Origin of the sequence: Asticcacaulis aquihabitans (assembly GCF_032490435.1) — a bacterium.
Classification (GTDB): Bacteria; Pseudomonadota; Alphaproteobacteria; order Caulobacterales; family Caulobacteraceae; genus Asticcacaulis.
On record NZ_JAVGWM010000004.1, the window covers coordinates 144,560 to 165,323 of the forward strand.

The following is a 20,764-nucleotide window of genomic DNA, read 5'->3' on the forward strand; positions in this document are numbered from 1 at the left end:
GTTTCAGGGCATGCAGGCAGGGAGCGGGCGGAACCGTGACCGGCTTCGGTCACGGTGGGCGCTTATAGGGCTGAGGTCAGGGTGTTATCAGGCTTTCGGGGCGGCGGTCTTGCCCATCGCCACGACGGTTTCAGCGACGACGGAACCGGGGCCGACATGCTGGAGACCGCTGACGATGATGCGTTCGCCGTCCTTCAGACCGGAGGTGACGATGCGCAGGCCGTTGGCCGTCCCACCCAGCGTCACTTCGCGATAGGCCACCTTGTGATCGGCGCCGACGACATAGACGAAGCGCTTGTTCTGATCGGTGCCGATAGCCAGTTCCGAGACAAGCAGGACCGGCTTTTGCTGGGCTGCGCCCATATGGACGCGGACGAACTGACCGGGAATCAGCTTGCCTTCAGCATTCTGGAACACAGCGCGGGCGCGAAGGGTCCCGCTGGTGCCGTCGAACTGGTTGTCGATCAGTTGCAGGTGGCCGGAAATGGGCTCGCTGCTCGCATCTGTGTCAACCGTGACTGGGATGGTTTCCAGAGAGGTTGTGCCCAGGTCGGCAAGGGTGCGGTTGATGACCGCTTCGTCGGCATCGAAGCTGGCATAGATCGGGCTGACCGAAACCAGGGTCGTCAGAACTTGGGATTGCGGGCCGGCGCCGATCAAATTCCCGACGGTGACCTCGATACGGCCGACGCGGCCGGATACAGGGGCGCGGACCTGGGTGTAGCTGAGGTTGAGGTTGGCGGTTTGCAGGTTGGCGCGGGCCGCCGCCAGATTGGCTTCGGCTGCCTTCAGGTCGTTGGTGCGGCTTTCCAGTTCGGATTGCGCAATGGCGTGATCGTTCCACAGACGCTGGGCGCGGGCGGCTTCGGACGTGGCCAGGGTCAGCCGGGCGGAGGCGGCGGAGACGTCGGCCTGTGCGCGGGCCGCTTCGGCCTGGTAAGTAGCCGGGTCGATGGTGACCAGCAGGTCGCCGGCTTTGACCAGGGCGCCTTCGCGGAAGTGGATGGCCTTGACGGCACCGGCAACGCGCGGGCGGATTTCAACGCGATCGACGGCTTCGAGATGGCCGGAAAAATCGGTCCATTGGGCGGCGGTTTGCAAGGCGACGACCGAAACGGTAACGGGTGTGGCGGCGGGAGCCTGAACCTGGCTGGCGGCCTGGGTGGTCAGGGCCGTGCCGATGCCGGCGGCGGCCAGAACGGTCAGAGATACGGCACCGGCGACAAGTATTTTGCGATAACGATCAAGCTTGAGGGTGGAGATGACGGGGTCGAACATAACGGATTTCCTTTGGGGAGAAAGGAGCAGGGAGGAGAACGCATACTGGCGGATGGCGGCAAAAGGGCTTGCGCTTCTCGGGTGCAGGCTTATTTTATGCGGCGTCGCAGTTAAATAGTCCGTGCCTGTCATTTTGTAAACATATTTTTATGCGACATCGCAAATAAATATGCTAAGGCGTAGTCGAAGGCTCTGCCGAGGCGCCGTGAACGCTGCGAAATCGCCCGCTTTTTCAGGCTGGCCTCCGCAGCGGAAGAGGATTACTCTGCGGGCTCGCCAATAAATGGCAGTTGCCGCTTTTGGGTTTGGAGTTTGTATCGTGGACGATTTCAAAGGGTTTGAATTGCCCGATGTGGCGTGCGGCGGCGAGGCGGCTGATCCGCAAGCCTGTGCCTGCGAAGCCCCGCGCAAACGCGGACGACCCCGCGCCTTCGATCCCGACGCCGTGCTGGAAACCGTGCTGGAGATGTTCTGGATGCGCGGGTTTGCCAATACGTCGCTCGACGATATTGCTGCTGCGACGGGCGTCAGCCGGCCTAGCCTGTCGGCGACGTTCGGCGACAAGGAAGCGCTGTATCTCAAGGCTATGGAGCGCTATCGCCAGGCTATTTCCGGGAAACTGGATCAGGTGCTGCAATGCAATGGTCAGAACGACAATCTGCGCGGCATTATAAACCGCTATTTCGACGTCATGATCCGGTCATATACCGGCGATGTAGACGGCGAGTCGGAAGCCGGTGAGTGCTTGGGCTGCGCGTTCATGTGTACGGCTCTGAACGAAGCGCCGCGGCATGAATCGATCATGAGCGTATTACAGGGTACGATCGAAGAGTTTGACGCCCGCTTTGAACGGTTCTTCGCCAAGGCGCAGAAAATGGGTCATATCGGTTCCAATCAGAATCCGAAGGTGATGTCACAAATGATCACCTCCCTGACCTCCAGTCTGGCTGTTCGTGCCCGTGCTGGTGCCAGCCGCGACGACCTGAAGGCCATCGTCGAAGCGACGACAAGTTTCCTGTTTCCTTAGAACTTCATGCCGAAAAGTGGATACCACTTTTCGGAAAAACATGAGGCGTTACAAAAAATTAAAGCCATGAGGCGGCTCAACTGAGCCGACGAATGCTCTAGCTAAAGCTCCGCCCACTGGCGGATCAGGTTATGATAGTGGGCCGTAAGGGCGACCACTTCCGGCGTGTCGCCCAATTGCGCTCGCAACTTCAGAATGGTCATATCCAGGTCGAACAGCATCTGGCGGCGATGGCTGTCACGCACCATAGACTGTGTCCAGATAAAGGAGGCAAGGCGCATCCCGCGCGTCACCGGCTCGACGCGATGAATGCTGGTTCCCGGATACAGGATCGCATCTCCGGCCTTCAACTTGACTTCGTGGGCGCCGTACGTGTCTTCGACGACGAGTTCGCCGCCATCATAATCATCCGGATCGCTCAGAAAGACGGTGGTTGACACGTCGGTGCGTACCATGGCTTGCGTGACCGGATCGGGCTGGATGGCGCCATCGACATGATTGCCGAAGTAACCGCCGTCTTCATAAGCATTGAAGCGTGGCGTCAGGACCGTTTTCGGCAGAGCCGCCGACTGAAATAATGGATGACGCAGCAAGGCGCTCCGAACCAGATCGGCCAGGGGTTGCGCCTCTGGCGCCAGGACGGGTAACTGGTAATTCCACTTTTGCCCGGCCGCCTGTGCGCCGGTCGTGTGCCGGCCTTCGGTCCAGCCAGCCTGGGCCAGCACACCGCGAATATGAGTCAGTTCGGCGGACGTCAGGACGTCGGGAATGTGCAGCATCATGTTCTATACTCCTTATAGACAAAGCGCTCCGGCGTAAACCGGAGCGCTTGGCAGGCCGAAGGACTGCGGTCAGAACCTGACGTTCAAGGTCAGGGTGCCGCTGAGCGGCGCGCCGGGTGTCAGGCGTGAACCGCCATTGTTGAGGGTGGCGATATAGTCTTCGTCGAACAGGTTGTAGATGTTGAGCTGAAGCGCCAAACGCGGAGTAATGTCATAGGACGCCATGGCATTGGCGACCCAGTATTCGGGGATTTTCGCCAGGCCCGCCGATGTGGCGAGATTGACGCTGGGGTCGACGACGCGCAGCTGGTCGCCGGTATAGGACGCACCGCCGCCGATCGTGAATTTAGGTGTCACCTTGTAGGTTGTCCAGACCGTGCCGGTCAGCTTCGGCGACCAACGGGCGGCTGCGCCTTCGGCGTTATTGCCGCTGGTGCCGCCGGTGATTTCGGTATGCAGGGTCTGCACTCCGGCCGAGACCTGCCAGCCTGGGGTGATCTGGCCGACCAGGCCCAGTTCGATGCCGTCAACCTTGCGCTCACCGACCTGAAGGAAAGAGGTCGGATTGAGCGGATCGGCCAGGGTCAGTTCGTTCTTGGCGACTGTCTGGTACCAGGCCGCGGTCAGCGACACTTTTTTCGACAGCAGGTCCCACTTGGTGCCGACTTCGAGATTACCGACCTCGACCGGATCGAAGGCCGAGTTCGATGTGCTCGACGCCGAGGCGCTGAGAACGAAGTTGTTGCCGCCCGGCGGTGTCAGAGAGTTGCCATAGGCGACGTACAGGCTGCCGTTGTGGCGTGGCTTGTAGACAAGGCCGACATTCCAGCTGGCCAGGGTGCCCGATGCCTTGAGGTGGTCGACCGTCGGTGTATAGGGGGCGGCGGCGCCAGCCGTGGCGACGTCGGTTTCTGTGGCGTAGTTGTCCAGACGCAGGCCGGCGTTGACCAGCCATTTTTCGTTGAGCTTGATCGTGTCGAAGGCATAGGCCGCCACGGTCACCGTATTGCCGTCCGTGTAGGCGCCCGTGGCGCGCGGCAGAGGCAGGGCGATGTCGGGGTTCGGCGTGTACAGGTTGCTTGCCGGCACGACGTCGGTTACGCCCTTGGCCGTCGTGCTGTAGGTGCGGTTGAACTGGCTTTCGTAGGATACTTCCGCGCCGATGGCCAGATCATGCTCCCAGGCGCCGGTATGCGCCGTCAGGCTGACATTGGTGGTATTGATCAGTATCTTGTTGTCCTGATCGACGCGCTGGCGGTTGCGCGTCATGGTCCAGGTGGACGGATCCGCCGGGTTGACGGCGGTAATGCCGGCAGATCCCGAACTGATGCCGGTCAGAACCCGGTTCATGCTGGTCTGACCATATCGGCTGGTATTGGTCAGGACTGCGCCGCCGGCGAAATTGTGCTCGACCTTGCCGGTCAGCATGGCGGCATCGACTTTCTCGTAGTCATTGACGCTGCCGTAGAAGTTTTCGCGGTTCACCCGCTTTCCGGCATTGAGTGCGGGGACGCTGTTGTAATAGCCGTCATAGCCGATGGCCGAGATGCCGCCGTCGGGCAGGTTGTCCTGATGAAGGGCCTGCGCGAAAACGTAAAAACGCGTGTCCGTGCCCAGGCCGATAGCGAAGGATGGCGCGATGCCGTAACCGCTATTGTTGACGTGGTCGCGACCGGCAACATCGATATCCTGAGCCATGATATTCAGCCGGAAGGCGCTGGTTTCGCCGGTGCGGAAGTTGACGTCAGCCGTGGCGCGGGCGCCGCCCTGGCTATAGAGGCTGGCGGTCGCCGATTGCCCGCCTTTCAGCGTCGGCAGCTTGGACACCAGGTTGATATAACCGGACGATGCGCCACGACCGATGTCGGCGCCGGCCGGCCCCTTGGCGACCTCGACCTGCTCGACATTGAACACGTCGCGCGACACCGCGCCAAGGTCGCGAACGCCATCCAGAAACACCGAGGACTGAGCCGAAAAGCCGCGTAGCTGGAACGTGTCGCCGGCGCTGGTATTGCCGTTTTCACCAAGTTGCATGGTAATGCCCGGTGTGTTGCGCAAAGCGTCGATCAGGGTGGTCGCATTCTGGTCCTGCAACACTTCCTTGCTGATGACGGCGACCGTCTGTGGCGTGTCGACCAGCGCCTGAGTCTTTTTCGGCGACGACACATGGTCTGCCTTGTACGGCCCATGGCGTTCGCCCTTCACGGTCACCTCGGTGCCGCGATCGTTGATATCAGCGGCGGCGTCAGCTAGGGCAACGCCAGGAAGGGCGATGGCGGCTAAGGCAATAGCATAGGGATTGACAGGGTGCTTACGGCTGCGAATGGAGGCGGACATGGTGTGTTTCTCTCAGATTTTGCCGAGGGGAGTCGGCGTCGCCAAGCGTGTTATTGCGAGCTATTATCAATTGCAAGTGAAATCTTGCGAATAACTTGCATTATTGACAATGAAAAGCCGTCTTCCCGCCTGAATCTCCAGGGCAAGGCCTGAACGCTGCCAATTGTCGCAGGACCGTGACTCTATGTCCCTTGACCCGCAGGGCTCATAAATGATAATCATTCGCAACCTTTAGAGTGACTATTTATGAAACTGACTGAGTTGCCCGCTTTTTCACCCGCCCTGGTGACCGGCGTCGTCGATGCACATGACGGCGATCTGATCAGCAATCGCTTGCGCGAATTGGGTTTCGTAACGGGTGAGGAGGTCAAGGTTGTCGGGCGCGGGCCCATCGGCGCCGATCCCCTGCTGATACAGATCGGCTTTACACGCTTCGCCCTGCGCCGTTCGGAAGCGGCCCGGGTGACGGTGGAGCAGGCTGCATAGGATGGACACGCTCACAATTGCTCTCGTCGGCAACCCGAATTGCGGGAAGACGGCGCTTTTCAACCAACTGACGGGTGCCAAGCAGAAGGTAGCTAACTATGCTGGTGTGACCGTCGAGCGCAAGGAAGGTTACTTCACCGCGCCATCGGGCCGCAAGGTGCAGGTGCTCGACCTGCCCGGCACCTATAGCCTCGACGCCATGGGCCCGGACGAGATCATCACGCGCGATATCTGCCTGGGGCGCCGGCCGGGCGAGACCATGCCGGACCTGATCGTCTGTGTCGCCGACGCCACCAATCTGCGACTGCATCTGCGCTTCGTGCTGGAGGTCAAGCGCCTCGGGCGGCCGATGATTCTGGCGCTGAATATGATGGATGCGGCCCGCAAGCGCGGCATCCAAATCGATACGGCCCGTCTGGAACAGGAACTGGGCGTTACGGTGATCGAAACCGTCGCGGTCAAGGCGAATGGCACGGCAGCGCTGGTGGCGCATCTCGACGCCAATGTCGCGCCGCATGTGCCTGAAATTCGCGAAACCGGCGATCTGCATGGCGATGTCCGCCGCGTCCTTAAAGCCGCCGTTGTCATGCCGACGCGGACATCCCTGATCGACGACCGGCTGGATGGCATACTGCTCAACCCGGTTCTCGGCATTCCCATACTCGTCGTCATCATGTTCGTTGTGTTCCAGGCTGTCTTCACCTGGGCGACGCCAGCCATGGATTTCATCGAAGCCAGTATGCGCTGGCTCGGCGGAGTGGTGACAGAAACCCTTCCCGATGGCTTGCTGAAAAGCTTTATCGCCGATGCCCTGATCGGCGGCCTGGGGGCGGTGATCGTCTTCCTGCCGCAGATTCTGATTCTGTTCTTCTTTATTCTGATCCTCGAAGAGTCCGGCTATCTGCCGCGCGCCGCCTTCCTGCTCGACAACCTGATGTCAAAGGCCGGCCTGACGGGACGGTCGTTCATTCCGTTGCTGTCCAGCCATGCCTGCGCCATTCCGGGCATAATGGCGACGCGCTCGATTCACGATGTCCGCGACCGCATAACCACCATCCTTATCGCGCCCCTGATGACCTGTTCGGCGCGCATTCCGGTCTATACGCTGCTTATCGCCGCCTTCGTGCCAGAACAGAAACTGTGGGGTTTTGTCAGCCTGCAAGGCCTGATCCTGTTCGGCATGTATATCATCGGCATCACGGGAGGGCTTACGGTCTCGCTCGTCATGTCGATCTTCCGGCGCGACAAGAGCGAACATCCGCTGATCATGGAACTGCCGTCCTATAGATTGCCGCACGCCAAGAACCTGCTCATCGGTTTGGGCGAACGCGCCATGATCTTCATGCGCCGCATCACCGGCATCATCTTTACCGTCAATACCCTGTTGTGGGTGCTGACCACCTTCCCCGGCAAACCGGCGGGCGCGCAAGGGCCCGATATCGACTACTCCGTCGCCGGCATGATTGGCCATTGGATGGAGCCGGTCTTCGCGCCCATCGGCTTCAACTGGCAAATTTGCGTTGCCCTCATCCCCGGCCTGGCGGCGCGCGAAGTGGCCGTCTCGGCGCTGGGCACCGTCTATTCGGTCTCCGGTGACGATGCTGCTGTGGCCGACCAATTGGGACACCTGATTTCAGCGCAGTGGCCGCTCGCCACCGCCTTGTCCTTGATGGCGTGGTACGTTTTCGCGCCGCAATGCCTCTCCACCCTGGCGGTGATTCGCCGCGAAACCAATTCCTGGAAAATGGTAGGCGTGACAGCTGGCTATCTGTTCGCCCTGGCCTATGTCGCGGCATTCCTGACCTACCAGATCACGCATTATTTCGTTCCGGGAGTCTGACTGCATGTATGCCATCGTCCAGACCGTCATTATTGCCCTTATCGTGGCCTTCTGCGCGGTACAGATGCTTCGCCGCCTGATGCCCAAGCTTAGCCGCGAGCTTCAGGTGAAAGGTGCGGACGCTTTGACTCGCGCCGACTTGCCACCGGTCGTTCAAGCCATAGGACAGACCCTAAAACCGGCCGAGGCCGCCGATAGCGGTTGCGGCTCCGGCTGCGGCAGTTGCAAGGGGTGTTCGCTGTCGGAACTGAAAAAGGGGTAGGTCCTATTCCGCAGGACAGGCCGCCCCCGGTTTGGTTTCGGTCAGGCGAATATCTGCCACCGATATATCCAGGCTGCTGGACGTTTCCATACGGGCTACGCTTGGCGTCGCGGATAGATCCTGCGCCTTGAAGCAGGACAGGGGCACGGCCAGTGCCGTATAGGCGCCGGTGGATGTCGTTTTCAGCCAGGCCGTGACTGGGACGGAGGCCGTGCCGATACCCAGACGCACCTCACCGGTCGGCGCTGAATTGACGCGGACAGAGAGGGAAATCATCATCGCGCCGTTGGCTTCGCGGGCAATATCGGAAGGCTTTTCGGCGCCGATTTCCAGCGCGGCCTTGGCCTTGCCGTTCCACATGGCATGCAGGGCACCGTCATCCTGCGGCGATACCGTCAGAGCCGCGGAGCCGTATAGGGTTGCCTGCGTGCCGACATACTCCATGCGATGCTGGGCGTCGTCGGACAGGCTAATCTTATAACCATTCCAGGCGGTGCCCTTGCTATAATAAACATTTTTTTCGCCGTAGCGGATGGTGTCGGCCACCTCGGCAAGATGGGGCGTGACTGCGGGCGCGGCGTAGCTAAGGCCGTAACCATAGGCGAACTGCGGGTCATAATTGGTGTCACCGACATTCAGCGGTGTCTGGTCCGGCCGCTTCGGCCAGGAAAAGCTTAGACGCCCCTGAAAATCGCGCTTGCCGGTCAGCACGTCGGCGATTCCCGCCCCTTCCGATCCGGGCAGCCAGGCGGCGACAAAGGCATCGGCGGCATTGATCTGAGGATTCACATATAAAGGCCGGCCGGACATCATCACGGCGACAACAGGAATCCCCTGCGCCTTCAACTTGCGGATCAAGGCAAGCGATTCGACATTATCGTGGTGCAGGGCGACATCGGCTTGGTCACCCATGAATTCGGCATAGGGGGTTTCACCGAATACCACGATAGCGATGTCCGGCGTCTGGGGCGCGGTGCCGTCCGGACTATAAAGGACCTGGCCACCGGAGGCTTCAATCTCGGCTTTGAGTCCTTCGTAGATGGAGGTGGCGCCAGGAAAATCGGCATTGCTATTGTTGGCACCTTGCCAACTCAGGGTCCAGCCGCCCGACTGCATGGCGATATTATTGGCGCCATCGCCGGCAATCAGCACCCGTGCCGTCGGTTTCAAGGGCAGGACGCCAGAATTTTTGAGCAGGACGAGCGATTTGGCGACGGCCTCGCGGGCAACGGCGCGATGTTCAGGCGTACCGATTGGGCGGTAGGTCGCGGATCGGTTGGCGGGCGAAGGCTGCTCGAAGACCTTCATGCGCATCTTGACACGAAGGATACGGCGGACGGCATCATCAAGACGCCGCATCGGAATTGTGCCGTTCTTAACGTCGCGCACCAGATTGGCATACAGCAGCTTCCAGTCCTGAGGCTGGTTGAAAATGTCCAGGCCGGCATTGAAGGCGGCGGCGCAGTCGGAATTGGTACAGCCGGGAATCTGGCCGTGGGCCAGCCAATCGCCCATGACGAAGCCGTCGAAACCCATCCGGCCTTTCAGCACGTCGGTCAGCAAGGCCCGGTTGGCGTGCATCTTGGTGCCGTGCCAGGAGTTATAGGACGCCATGACGGACTGTGTGCCGGCATTGATGGCGTCGACATAGGGGGCGCCATGCAGGCGGGCCAGATCGGCTTCCGAAACCGTCGAATTTCCTTGATCGCGGCCGCCGTCTGTCGAGCCGTCGCCCAGGAAATGCTTGGCGGTCGAAATGACGTGGCTGTCGTCAAGGAAGGTCGCGCCCCGTCCCTCTATGCCAGCCACCATGGCGGCGGCATATTGCGCGACGATTTTAGGGTCTTCGGAGTAGCTTTCATAAGTGCGGCCCCACCGGTCGTCACGCGCCACGGCGATGGTCGGGGCGAAGGACCAGTCCATACCGGTGGACCGGACCTCTGCGGCGGTGACTTCGCCGATACGCCGGATAAGGTCCGGATCATGCGCGGCGCCCAGGCCGATATTGTGCGGAAACAAGGTCGCTCCGTAGACGTTGTTATGACCATGCACGGCGTCCGACGCCCATATGAGCGGGATCGTCACGTTCTGGCCTGGCCTTACAGACGCCTGGTAATAGGGTTCAATCAGATCGACCCAGTCCTTCACCGTTGCATGCGTGTTGCCGTTCGGCACCGCACCGCCGCCGTTCTCGATTGAGCCGATGTGGTATTTTGCAACCTCTTCCGGTTTGATAGTCTTCCATTCCGGCTGTATGACCTGACCGACCTTTTCTTCGACCGTCATCTGCGCCAACATCGCGGTGATGCGCTTTTCCATGATGGGATCGAGACCGATCGGCGACGTCGCGACTGGCCACAGTCCCGGATGGACGACGGCTGGCGATGGGCCTGTGGGGGAGGGGCTTTGGGGCGCGGCGTCCGCCGCAAAGGCGATGGCGACAAGCAGCGCAGCCACGGAGGCGGCGCCCTTCGAGAGGGGGCTGAGGGACATGGGCGCTTCTTCTCCGCTTATTATATTTTTTCACAGAGGATCATGATGACAGCGTTGTCGTCAAGTCCCTATTGACACTGATGACATGGCCTCTCTATGCAGGTTCACCCATAAAAAAGTTGAGGAGACGCGGGTGCAAACCACATTGAACTTGGGCGAAGCCGAAGCGCGCCTGGCCATAGACGCCTGCGTTCACGCACTCAAGACGCGCGGCAAGGCGGGTGTGGTCGCGGTTGGCGACAGCCATGGCGAATTACTGGCCCTGTGGCGCACCGACGGCTGCGCCTTGCCGCCGATCGTCATCGCTCAGAACAAGGTGTATACGGCTGCCCGCGTGCGCGGTCCGTCTGGCGACCTGGGGCGCGCTGCACAAATTGACGGCTCGGACGTGCATTACCACGGCGATGCGCGCTATGTCGGCTGGGATGGTGGCGCGCCTGTCATCTATAACGGTCAGTGCATTGGCGCCGTCGCGGTCAGCGGCCTGTCCGGCGTCGAAGATCTCGAAATCGCCAATATCGGCATCACGGCAATTCTCAACTCTCTGGACGCATAACATCATGGCCTTTCCTGTTCCCTACGTCGCCTCTCCAACCCGTTATGACACCATGTCCTACCGCCGCTGCGGGCGCTCGGGGCTCAAACTGCCGGCGATTTCGCTGGGCCTGTGGCAGAATTTCGGCGGCGTCGATGTCTATGAGACCGGCCGCGCCATTTTGCAGTACGCCTTCGACAAGGGCGTGACCCACTTCGACCTGGCCAACAATTACGGCCCGCCCTACGGTTCGGCTGAAGAGACTTTCGGACGGGTCATGGCCTCTGATTTCAAGGCGCACCGCGACGAACTGGTTATATCGACCAAGGCCGGCTGGGACATGTGGCCGGGGCCCTATGGCGATGTCGGCGGTTCGCGCAAATACCTGATCGCGTCGTGCGACCAGAGCCTGAAGCGCATGGGTCTGGATTATGTCGATATCTTCTATTCGCACCGTGTCGATCCGGAAACGCCGCTGGAAGAGACCATGGGGGCTCTGGTTACCCTGTATCGCCAGGGCAAGGCGCTCTATGTCGGCATTTCTTCTTACTCACCGGAATTGACCCGCAAGGCCGCCGCCATACTGAAATCGGAAAATGTCCCCCTGCTGATTCATCAGCCCTCCTATTCCATGCTTAATCGCTGGATCGAGGAGGAACTACTCGATACACTCGAAGATCTGGGCACAGGCTGTATCGCTTTTTCACCCCTGGCCCAAGGCATGCTCAGCAACAAATACGTCAACGGCGTGCCGGCTGACGCCCGCGCCGCCAAGGCGGGTTCCTTTAACCAAAACCTGATCACAGACGACAATATTCGCCGTATTCGGGCACTCAACGATATCGCACAAAAGCGCGGCCAGACCTTGGCTCAGATGGCTATTGCGTGGGTTCTGCGCGACCGCCGCGTCACCTCAGCGCTTGTCGGGGCGCGTACCGTGGAGCAGATGGCCGATACACTGAAATCGCTGGACAATCTGGTCTTCACCGATCAGGAACTGGCCGACATCGACACCTATGCCACCGAAGGCGGAATCGATCTGTGGAAGGTCTCTTCGACGCTGTAGATATAGTTTAAGTTTGCTCAACTGTCGGGCGATTTTTGATCGCTCGGCAAAACTACACAAGTTCAGTATGGTTTCATTCGTCACCTGACTGTTGTCACAGGACCGATGAGACCATGACCAAAGCCCGCCCAACCGATACCGCGCCGTCGCCAGCTCCCTTAATCTGGTATGCGCGATGCCCGACCCTGACAGCTCTGGGCCTGATTGCTAATCGGGGCGTGTTGCAACGCGAATTCCTGCGCGAAAACGTTCATCTGGTTTCGGTGCGCGAAAATTCGACGCCGTCGGTGCGCCAGGGGCATCTCGATCACACCCTGCCCAATCTGATCCGCGAAGCCGACGCCGCGACCGCCCTTTGGGCGCATGGCCAGAATGAACGGTCGCGCTTGCTGGCCGTTGGGCAAACCTGGCATACGATCAGCATCGTAACGCGGCCGGGGCAATCGATTCAGAGTTTGAGCGATCTGGCCGGCCGGCGTCTGTCCCTGATCAAGGAGGCCGGTAATTTTTCACCGGCTCAGGTACGCTCGCTGCGTGCCTGGGAAACCGTGCTGGAGGTGGCCGGTGTCGCCAAGACTGACATTGAATTCGTTCCGGTGGTTGCCGACCATCCCAGCGTGCCTTTCGGAGACGTTGCCCGGCGTGAAGTTGAAGCGGTGCTGAGTGGCCACACCGACGTCGCGATCCTGTTCGGCGCTAAGGGGCTGGAACTCGTGCGCTCGGCGCACCTGAAGACGGTGCACCGTTTCACACCCGAAGAGATCAAGGCTGATGCTCGCCTGTCTGGCCTGGTCGAGCTGCGTGCCGTGACGGTTGACAGTGTGTTGCTGGAAGGCCGTGCAGATATCGTGACCCGCATTCTGGACAATCTGGTTGAGGCCGCCCGGTGGGCTGAACGTTTCCCGAATGAAGCCATCCGGCAGGCCGCTATCGAGGGCAAGGTTGAACTGGAGGATGCGGTGACGGCCTATGGATCGCTTCTGACCGAGGGTGCACAAATAGGTATCGACTCCAGCCGTCTGTCCACCTTGGCGGGCCTCGCAGACTGGCTAAAACATCGCCATCTGCTGCCATCGGCGCACCGGCTCGATGACTGGCTGGCGCCTGCACCCTTACAAAAGGTGCAAGACGGTTTGAGCGCCTATGCTTGAGGCCTTATCCCTACCTCAAGCATAGGCTCAAGCCCGATGCCAGCCTTGGGCCCGAAGGTTTTCCCTGTTCCCTTCGGGCCTTTTCATATTATGAAGGCCGCATGAATCCTGTCTTCTCCGACCTGCCCGTAAGTATTTTCGAGATCATGTCACTGGAGGCGCGGGCGCGAGGCGCGGTCAACCTCGGGCAGGGCTTTCCAGAGGTGGACGGCTTTGCGGACGTGCGCGAAGCCGCCGGGCGCGCCTTGATGACGCAATCGAACCAGTATGCGCCCATGCGCGGACTGCCGGTCCTGCGCGATGCGGTGGCTAATTTTTACCATCGGGTGCAGGGCTTAACGCTTGATCCGGATACTCAGGTTCTGATTACGTCGGGCGCCACCGAGGCCATTTGCGTCGCTATTTTTTCGATGGTCACGCCGGGCGATGAAGTGGTGGTCTTCGAGCCGATGTACGACGCATATGTCCCTCTCATCCGCCGCGCCGGCGGCGTGCCGCGCATTGTCCAGCTTAGTCCGCCACATTGGGAGTTCAGCGACGACGACCTCAGTAAGGTCTTCAGCGACAGAACGAAGCTGGTCCTTATCACCACGCCCAACAATCCCACGACCCATTGCTTCAGCCGCGAACAACTGAGCTTGCTGGGCGACTATTGCCAGCGTTTCGACGCGTGGGTGATGAGCGATGAGGTGTGGGAGGAGGTCATATTTGACCGCACACATGTCAGCGTGCTGCATATTCCGGCACTGGCGCACCGCGCGATCAAGATCGGTTCGGCGGGCAAGATATTTTCGCTCACCGGCTGGAAGGTCGGCTTCGTTGTTGCCGAAAAGGGGCTCGTCGACCAGGTGGCGCGCGCGCACCAGTTCATTACGTTTGCGACGCCACCTGCCTTGCAACATGCCGTCGCTTATGGCCTGGGCCTGCCACAAGACCGGTTCGAGGCGGCGCGTGCGGAATTGAAATCGCAACGCGACTACCTGGCGGGATTACTGGCAGAGGCTGGGTTTGCACGCCTGCCGGCCGAGGGCACCTATTTCCTGAATGTCGATTTGGTCGCTTCGGGCGTGGCGGGTTCGGGACTCGATTTCGCCTATCGCCTCGTTCGTGAACATGGTCTGGCCACGATCCCGTTGCAGGCCTTCTGCGAGTCTGGACGCGACCTGCCGGTACTGCGCCTGTGCTTTGCCAAGTCGCGCGATAGCCTGACTCAAGGTGCGGTGGCTTTGGCAGCGGCGCGCTAAGTGTGAGCCTACTCGACCGGTTCTGTGTGGAACGGCGTCACGCACAGGGTTGCGCGGATAGCATTACACAGTGAATCACGCACGGCCTTGAAATCGCTGTCTGTTTTGCCTTGGCGCACCGGATCGGCCATAAAGGCGGCGGTGGTCGGCCATAGCCGTTCATAGCTGTACAAATGTATGTCGGCCTTCATCTCCGGGGCTGCCGCCTGAACATTGCGAATATTCTGGAAGGTGTCGTCGACAAAATAGACATCGGTGTAGCTACGCCCTTTCAGGCTTTTGAGCAAAATGCCCAGCATCACGCCCTTGTTCTGGCCGGACAGCATCATTACGCCATCAGAAACAGTTACTGGACGATACGGCTTTGTCTGTACCGAAATACGCGCGCGCTTTGCCGCCCGGCGAATTTCAGCATCCCCCAGATTGCCGCGGCGCACGCACAAAGGCGGGCCGCATTCCGGCGCCGATGACAGGTCGATACCGTTGGCTTTCAGGGCGGCTTCGGTGGCGCCGCGCAAATCGGACCCGCGCGCGCTCAAGGCATAGACGGCAATGCCGGCCGTCTGCAGGCGCTTGACCTGCTGGGCCGCGTCCGGTTGTGTGGGGGACAGGGTGCTGAGTTGCAGCAGGGCGGTGTTGTTTACCAGCAAGGCCTGAAAACCGGCCTCGCTTTTGTCGCGTGTCTGTTGCCAGTTGAACCAGGTGTCGCTGCCGAGGTCCTGAGGCATGGTGAGGAGGGTATTGTCGATGTCGAAAACGACCAGGACGCGGCGGCCTTGCGCATGGGCAGCCAGGGCCGCATCGACCGGATTGGCCAGGTCGGTGATGGAGATGTAAGCCGGTTGCGGCCTTTGCGCGGCCTCGGTTGCGACGGGCAGGCACGACAAGGCGGCCATCAAGAGAATGTGTGACAGTTTCATGACGGTTTGTTAGCGCGCTTTTACGCCAAAAACTAGCCGCGTCCCTCAATCAGCTTGCGCAGGCTGTCGAAAATGCCTTTGCGCATCTTGGCATCATGCCGCCCAAGACCGCCCTGCCGCGCCGGCGGTACATGAGCCATCGGATCGCCGTCGACCTGGAAGATGTAGTGGTCGAACATGGCCTTCCAATAGACCTTGTCCGCCGGCGAAATGTCCTTCAGCGACAGGAGCGCCGCCAGAAAAGCCGACATGGGGTTTTCAACCGTGGGGGCGCTATTCCCCCACCAGTAGTTGATCAAGACGTTGAAGGGGCTGAGCGACTGGACGTGGTGCCACCAGTATTTCGGCACGTAGAGGGCGTCTCCGGGCTCAAGCTCAGTGACCATGGCCGCGTCCAGGGCATCTTTCAGGCGTGGGAAGCGCGCGAAGTCTGGTTCCTCCAGGCTCGCCAGGGAGATGGCGCGTCCCGATGGGGTATGATCCATCGGCCCGATATAAAGGTTCTTTAGCTGCTCCGGCGGGAACAGGATGAAACGCCGTCGCCCGGCGGCGACACAGGCCAGGTTATGATCGTTGTCGTTATGGGTTTGCGCGCGCGTGGCGTTGCTAATCCAGATACGCGGGGCAATGGCAGGCGGGAGAAGCGGGTTTATATTTTCGGCCAGGAAGTCCGGCAAATAGTCTTTGATCACCGTGGACTGGATATAGGTATAGGGCGGATTGGGATGGTCCATCGCCGCCAGGATCTGGTCTATGCCGGCTGAAATCGTTTTGAAGCGCTTGTTGAAATTGAATTCGCTCATGTCGGCGCTATAGGAGAAGCGGCCCTGTACACCATTATGGGCTTCAAGCACGGTTGTCGGATGGCCGGTGTCGAGCGTTTTCAGGTAGTGCGCCATGGGTTGGGCGCCGGCCCGGCCATGCCTTACCGCCGGCCAGTCCGCGACCAGCCCGCGGATCAGGACTGGTCGGCTCGCCGGCAGGATCGCCTGCGCGAATATGTCTGGCGTGACGCCATCGATCGTATCGATGCGGGGGAGGGATTCGATAATGTCCGGCATCGGAGAGCTCTGGGTTTGGATTTGGGTTGACCCTTAGGGCGCGGATTTGCCCACGGGTTTGGTGGTAGATCACGGTGATTGTCAAGGTGTGGCGGGCCAGGTGTAACCGGCCAAGCGTAACAGGCCACGTGTAACAGGAGTGTCGCACCAATTCTGGACCAATTGACGAGGTAGGAGGGGTGTGGCCTAAAAAATACCTTATATTATGCTCTGGACGCGCATATAGCGATATCGTCGCACGCAGTATCGCCTTGGTTGAACAGGCTCAATTAGATATGTCGTAGTATTTTTATTATCATTTCATGAGGCGATAAATTGTTAAAAATCAAATTATTGCGTTGATTTATAATAATTTTTTATTGAAGCTTGGCGTTGGGGGGCACTTCTAAATGTAGAAACGTTCCTACTAATTCGGGCAAAGTGGAGAATTTGAACCGGTTTATGACCGGTATGAAGTGTGGCATTCGTGCCATCTTTGGGCCAGATTGTGGCGAAAGCCGATCTTGACGCTGGATATTTTCACGACGTTTCTGTAACAAATAAAGACGAAATAATTAATCAGGTCGAGAAGCGTCACAGGTTAACCCGGAAATTGAGAGACATGCGGCAGCATCGTCGGCTTAATTAATTTTGACGTACGTGTCAAAATTAATGGCTGTCATCTGACCAAGCGTGCGAATTGCCAGTCCGGACCACCCTGATCAAGACAAACCCGCTTAGCCTCGTCACGGTTGCTGTTTTGTATAACGGTCTTACCGGCAGCATCTCGGGTCTGCCGTTCGGGACAATTAGGGAGAAGAAGTATTATGAGAGATACCAAAGGCAAGGCTCGCGGGCTGACCCTGTTGAGCGGTGCTTCCGCCGTCGCCTTGACCGCCATGGCTGCCAGCCTGGCGGTTCCTGCGTTTGCGCAGGACGCCAAGGCGACAGACGATTCAGGGGCTCAACAGGTCGTCGTCGTCGGCGTCCGCCGCTCACTGAAAACCGCTCAGCAAATCAAGAAGGACGCCGATACGGTCGTCGATTCGATCACGTCTACCGATATCGGTTCATTCCCGGATAAGTCGGTCGCCGAGGCGCTGCAACGCGTCGCCGGTATTACGGTGACCCGCTTCGCCGCCGCTACCGATACGGCGCACTTCTCGGCCGAACCTTCCGGCGTTCTGGTCCGTGGTCTGCAACAGGTTCGTTCCGAATTCAACGGCCGTGACGTGTTCTCGGCCAACTCGTCGCGTGGTCTGTCGTGGGGCGACGTATCGCCAGAACTCATGGCCGGCGTCGATACCTACAAGAACCAGACGGCTGACCTGATCGAAGGCGGTATCGCCGGCTCGATCAACCTCAAGACCCGCCTGCCTTTCGATTCCAAGGGCCGCCTTCTGGCGCTTTCGGCCGACGCCTCCTACGGCGATCTGGCCAAGAAGTGGACGCCGTCCTTCTCTGGTATCTATTCCGACCGCTGGTCGACCGATATCGGTGAATTCGGCCTGATGGTGAACGCCGCCTATTCGGATATCGCCACGACGTCGCAGGGTATCCAGTTCGGCCGTATAGGTATCTTCTGTAATAACCAAAACCTCGGTGAACACGACACCTGCAACGGCAACCAGTTCGGCCACAACAACGCCGACACGACGCATAACTTCGCCTATATTCCCGTGTCGACAACAATGCGCGATACGAACTTCGATCGTACGCGTCATGGTGTTTCCGCCGCCGGTCAGTGGGAAAGCCCGAATAAGAGCCTTCTTGCCACCTTGCAGTTCAATACGTCCAGCTACGAAAACAAGTGGCATGAACATTTCGTCGGAACGAGCTATTTCGACGTCTGGGCTCAACCGCTTGGCTATCAATTCTCGAACGATACGGCCGCCAAGCCGCTGCCGGGCCAGAGCTTTACGTTCAATGATCAGGGCCTGTTCCAGACGGGCGTCCTGACATCGGATATCGGCTGGTGGGGTGCGGATAACGCTGGTTCGGCTCAGATCGCACAAAATTCTTCCGGTCAGCAGATGGTTAATGCCTGTTACGGCTGGAACGGGTGCGAGCCTAATCGTCGCGGCGCCACAGTGGGAACAGGGACGCGCTTTAACCACAACAAGGAAACGACAACCGATACCTCGTTCAATTTGCGTTGGATCATTAGTGATCGTTTGCGCGCGAATTTCGATGTTCAGTATGTCGACGCCGATGTCACCAATTATGACATCGAAGTGGATATGAACTCCTTCGGTAATGTCGGCCTTGATGCCAGCGGCAAATACCCGGTAACCACCCTGTCGCCGGGCACGAATATTAACCTGTCGGCAGGTGGTTTGGCCAACCCCAACAGCTATTACTATAACTCGGTCATGGACCACACCGAAGACTCGCACGGCAATGAACTGGCTAGCCGTTTCGATCTGCAGATGTCGTTTGATGAAGGTTGGATCGATACTCTAAAAGTGGGCGTCCGTTACGCCGACCGCGAGCAAAAGGTGAACTGGTCGGCTTATAACTGGAAGAATATCTCCAATACGTACAGCCAGAATGCCGCAACCTTCAACATCGATACGCCTTTGCGTACCGGCGGGCCGCTCTATCATGTCGAAGATTTCGGCAATGATTTCATGCATCGCAGCGATCTGATTAATCAACATCAGTTCGTCTTCTTCAACTATGATACGCTCGAAAGCCGTTCAGCGTTGTCAAAGGCCATGAGCCAGGCCAGCACGGGTATCGGTTCGTGGGTGCCAATCTGCGATCGGACGAACGAAGTTGCCAACAGCTGCTATACAGCGGCTGAGCAGATGGACATCGAAGAAGAAAGCTACGCGGGCTACTTGCAAGTGAAGTTCGGCGGGAATGACAAGACGATCTTCGGCAAGGCCGTTACCGGCAATGCCGGTGTGCGCTGGGTTCAGACCAACATCACCTCAAAGGGTGGTGGCGTAAAGTACCCGGATGCGTTTGAATATAACCAGAGCAACTGCGATGGCTCTTTGACCGCGCTTCAGGCCTCTCAAGCTCAGGCGGCAGGCCAGTATGTTGTGTTCTTGCCCTGTATCACCAATCACTCGGTGGATGACGTCGCGTTCCGCGATGGGGTTATCACAGGCGATCCGCAATTCCCGGCGGTTGTGAATACAACACACATCAACTTCCTGCCTTCGTTCAACATGAAGGTCCAGTTGAACGATACCTGGCTAGCACGTTTCGCCTATTCGCGCGCCATGTCGCGCCCAGACATGGGCTATCTGCGCAACTACTTCTACGTTCAGGGGTCGGCTTTGACCTCGTCGGAAATGTATATCGGTAACCCCAATGTGGTCCTGGGAACGGGTACCGGTGGCCCGGCCACGAACTGTGCCGTCGGTACAGCTTGTAGCTATAAGGGGTATCGTTACACCGCTTCGTCGGGTAACCCCTACCTGAAAGCGACCACGGCCGACCAATACGACCTGACCTTCGAAAACTACTTTGCCGCAGTCGGTTCGTTCTCGTTCGACATCTTCTACAAGAAGTTCTACGATTACGTTCAGAACGGCACTCGTCAGGTCGTCACCCTTACGCACAATGGCGTAACGCGTGACGTTCAGGTTACCGGACCGGTCAATGGTCAAGGTGCCAGCCTGAAGGGTTTCGAAGTGGCCTATCAACGTTACTTCGACTTCCTGCCCGCGCCGTTTGACGGCTTCGGTATCCAGGCTAACTACACCCACATCAAGAACACCGGCATCAAGAATACGGGCCTGGGTTCGACCTCCGCCGGCGGTGGTGGTGGTCTGGGTTCGTCGGGTGGCGGCGTTATCGCGGCCTATGACAACATCACGGTGGATCGCCTCGAAGGGCTGTCGGACGACTCCTACAACCTCATCGGCATGTACGAAAAGGGACCATGGGCCTTGCGCGCCGCCTATAATTGGCGCTCGAAGTTCCTGGTTACCGCCGCTGACTGCTGCGTCGGTTTCCCGATCTGGCAAAAGGGCGTGGGCTACCTCGATGCGTCGGCCCGTTATCGCGTCAATGACAATATCGAACTGTCGATCCAGGGCTCCAACCTGCTCGACTCAGATACGGTCTTGATGCAGCAGGTCGACAACCGTGGCACCTTGCTGCCGAACGCCTGGTTCAAGAACGACCGTCGCGTTCAGGTGGGCATCCGCTTGAAATACTAAGAGACCCTACACGGGGCAAAAGGGGGAAGCGCGTCGCGGGAAACTGCGGCGCGCTTGCTTTTTTTGCGGGCGGCGGGCAACCTGCACTGCATAATAAGTCGCGCGGCAAACCGCGCCACTGGAGG

At 59.2% G+C, this 20,764-nt stretch carries 15 protein-coding genes; 9 read left to right on the forward strand and 6 right to left on the reverse strand.

What is annotated here, in order from left to right; all coding sequences use genetic code 11:
* Positions 1–87 precede the first annotated feature (87 nt).
* On the reverse strand, positions 88–1,278 hold the full coding sequence (locus RCJ00_RS15055) for an efflux RND transporter periplasmic adaptor subunit (RefSeq protein WP_316222968.1): 1,191 nt from the start codon (positions 1,276–1,278) through the stop codon (positions 88–90).
* A 319-nt stretch (positions 1,279–1,597) separates the two neighbouring features.
* On the opposite strand from RCJ00_RS15055, the gene RCJ00_RS15060 reads away from it, so the two are divergent.
* Positions 1,598–2,305, forward strand: coding sequence for a TetR/AcrR family transcriptional regulator (locus RCJ00_RS15060; protein ID WP_316222969.1), 708 nt, complete (start codon positions 1,598–1,600; stop codon positions 2,303–2,305).
* Positions 2,306–2,406: 101 nt separating this feature from the next.
* Here the strand turns inward: RCJ00_RS15060 and RCJ00_RS15065 are convergent, their stop codons facing one another.
* Together RCJ00_RS15065 and RCJ00_RS15070 are read right to left on the reverse strand one after the other, a co-directional pair.
* On the reverse strand, positions 2,407–3,087 hold the full coding sequence (locus RCJ00_RS15065; RefSeq protein WP_316222970.1) for a Fe2+-dependent dioxygenase: 681 nt from the start codon (positions 3,085–3,087) through the stop codon (positions 2,407–2,409).
* A 69-nt stretch (positions 3,088–3,156) separates the two neighbouring features.
* On the reverse strand, positions 3,157–5,424 hold the full coding sequence (locus tag RCJ00_RS15070) for a catecholate siderophore receptor Fiu (protein ID WP_316222971.1): 2,268 nt from the start codon (positions 5,422–5,424) through the stop codon (positions 3,157–3,159).
* Positions 5,425–5,670: 246 nt separating this feature from the next.
* Between RCJ00_RS15070 and RCJ00_RS15075 the strand changes: the two genes are divergently transcribed.
* Genes RCJ00_RS15075 through RCJ00_RS15085 form a run of 3 tightly spaced genes read left to right on the forward strand, consistent with a single transcriptional unit; the run spans position 5,671 to position 8,012 of the window.
* Positions 5,671–5,910, forward strand: a complete 240-nt coding sequence (locus RCJ00_RS15075; RefSeq protein WP_316222972.1) for a FeoA family protein — start codon at positions 5,671–5,673, stop codon at positions 5,908–5,910.
* Between the two features lies 1 nt (position 5,911).
* Positions 5,912–7,750, forward strand: coding sequence for a ferrous iron transporter B (feoB, locus tag RCJ00_RS15080; RefSeq protein ID WP_316222973.1), 1,839 nt, complete (start codon positions 5,912–5,914; stop codon positions 7,748–7,750).
* 4 nt (positions 7,751–7,754) lie between these two features.
* Entirely contained in the window at positions 7,755–8,012 is a 258-nt protein-coding gene (locus RCJ00_RS15085) for a DUF6587 family protein (RefSeq protein ID WP_316222974.1), read from the forward strand.
* Between the two features lie 3 nt (positions 8,013–8,015).
* On the opposite strand, the gene RCJ00_RS15090 is transcribed toward RCJ00_RS15085, so the two are convergent.
* On the reverse strand, positions 8,016–10,505 hold the full coding sequence (locus RCJ00_RS15090) for a glycoside hydrolase family 3 protein (RefSeq protein WP_316222975.1): 2,490 nt from the start codon (positions 10,503–10,505) through the stop codon (positions 8,016–8,018).
* Between the two features lie 133 nt (positions 10,506–10,638).
* Between RCJ00_RS15090 and RCJ00_RS15095 the strand changes: the two genes are divergently transcribed.
* The 4 genes from RCJ00_RS15095 (at position 10,639) to RCJ00_RS15110 (ending at position 14,501) form a co-directional block, all read left to right on the forward strand.
* Positions 10,639–11,061 (forward strand): GlcG/HbpS family heme-binding protein, encoded by a 423-nt coding sequence (locus tag RCJ00_RS15095; RefSeq protein ID WP_316222976.1) that lies wholly within the window; start codon positions 10,639–10,641, stop codon positions 11,059–11,061.
* Between the two features lie 4 nt (positions 11,062–11,065).
* A complete protein-coding gene (mgrA, locus tag RCJ00_RS15100) occupies positions 11,066–12,106 on the forward strand; it encodes an L-glyceraldehyde 3-phosphate reductase (protein WP_316222977.1) in 1,041 nt (346 codons plus the stop codon).
* 113 nt (positions 12,107–12,219) lie between these two features.
* Entirely contained in the window at positions 12,220–13,257 is a 1,038-nt protein-coding gene (locus tag RCJ00_RS15105) for an ABC transporter substrate-binding protein (protein ID WP_316222978.1), read from the forward strand.
* A gap of 101 nt (positions 13,258–13,358) precedes the next feature.
* Complete coding sequence (locus tag RCJ00_RS15110; RefSeq protein ID WP_316222979.1) at positions 13,359–14,501, forward strand: aminotransferase; 1,143 nt, start codon at positions 13,359–13,361, stop codon at positions 14,499–14,501.
* 8 nt (positions 14,502–14,509) lie between these two features.
* On the opposite strand, the gene RCJ00_RS15115 is transcribed toward RCJ00_RS15110, so the two are convergent.
* Both RCJ00_RS15115 and RCJ00_RS15120 read right to left on the reverse strand, forming a co-directional pair.
* Positions 14,510–15,421, reverse strand: a complete 912-nt coding sequence (locus tag RCJ00_RS15115; RefSeq protein WP_316222980.1) for a DUF2608 domain-containing protein — start codon at positions 15,419–15,421, stop codon at positions 14,510–14,512.
* 32 nt (positions 15,422–15,453) lie between these two features.
* Complete coding sequence (locus RCJ00_RS15120; RefSeq protein WP_316222981.1) at positions 15,454–16,482, reverse strand: cupin-like domain-containing protein; 1,029 nt, start codon at positions 16,480–16,482, stop codon at positions 15,454–15,456.
* Between the two features lie 806 nt (positions 16,483–17,288).
* Here RCJ00_RS15120 and RCJ00_RS15125 point away from each other — a divergent pair.
* Positions 17,289–20,639 carry a TonB-dependent receptor gene (locus tag RCJ00_RS15125; protein WP_316222982.1) on the forward strand — a complete coding sequence of 1,117 codons (3,351 nt, stop codon included), beginning with the start codon at positions 17,289–17,291 and terminating at the stop codon, positions 20,637–20,639.
* Positions 20,640–20,764: the final 125 nt, after the last annotated feature.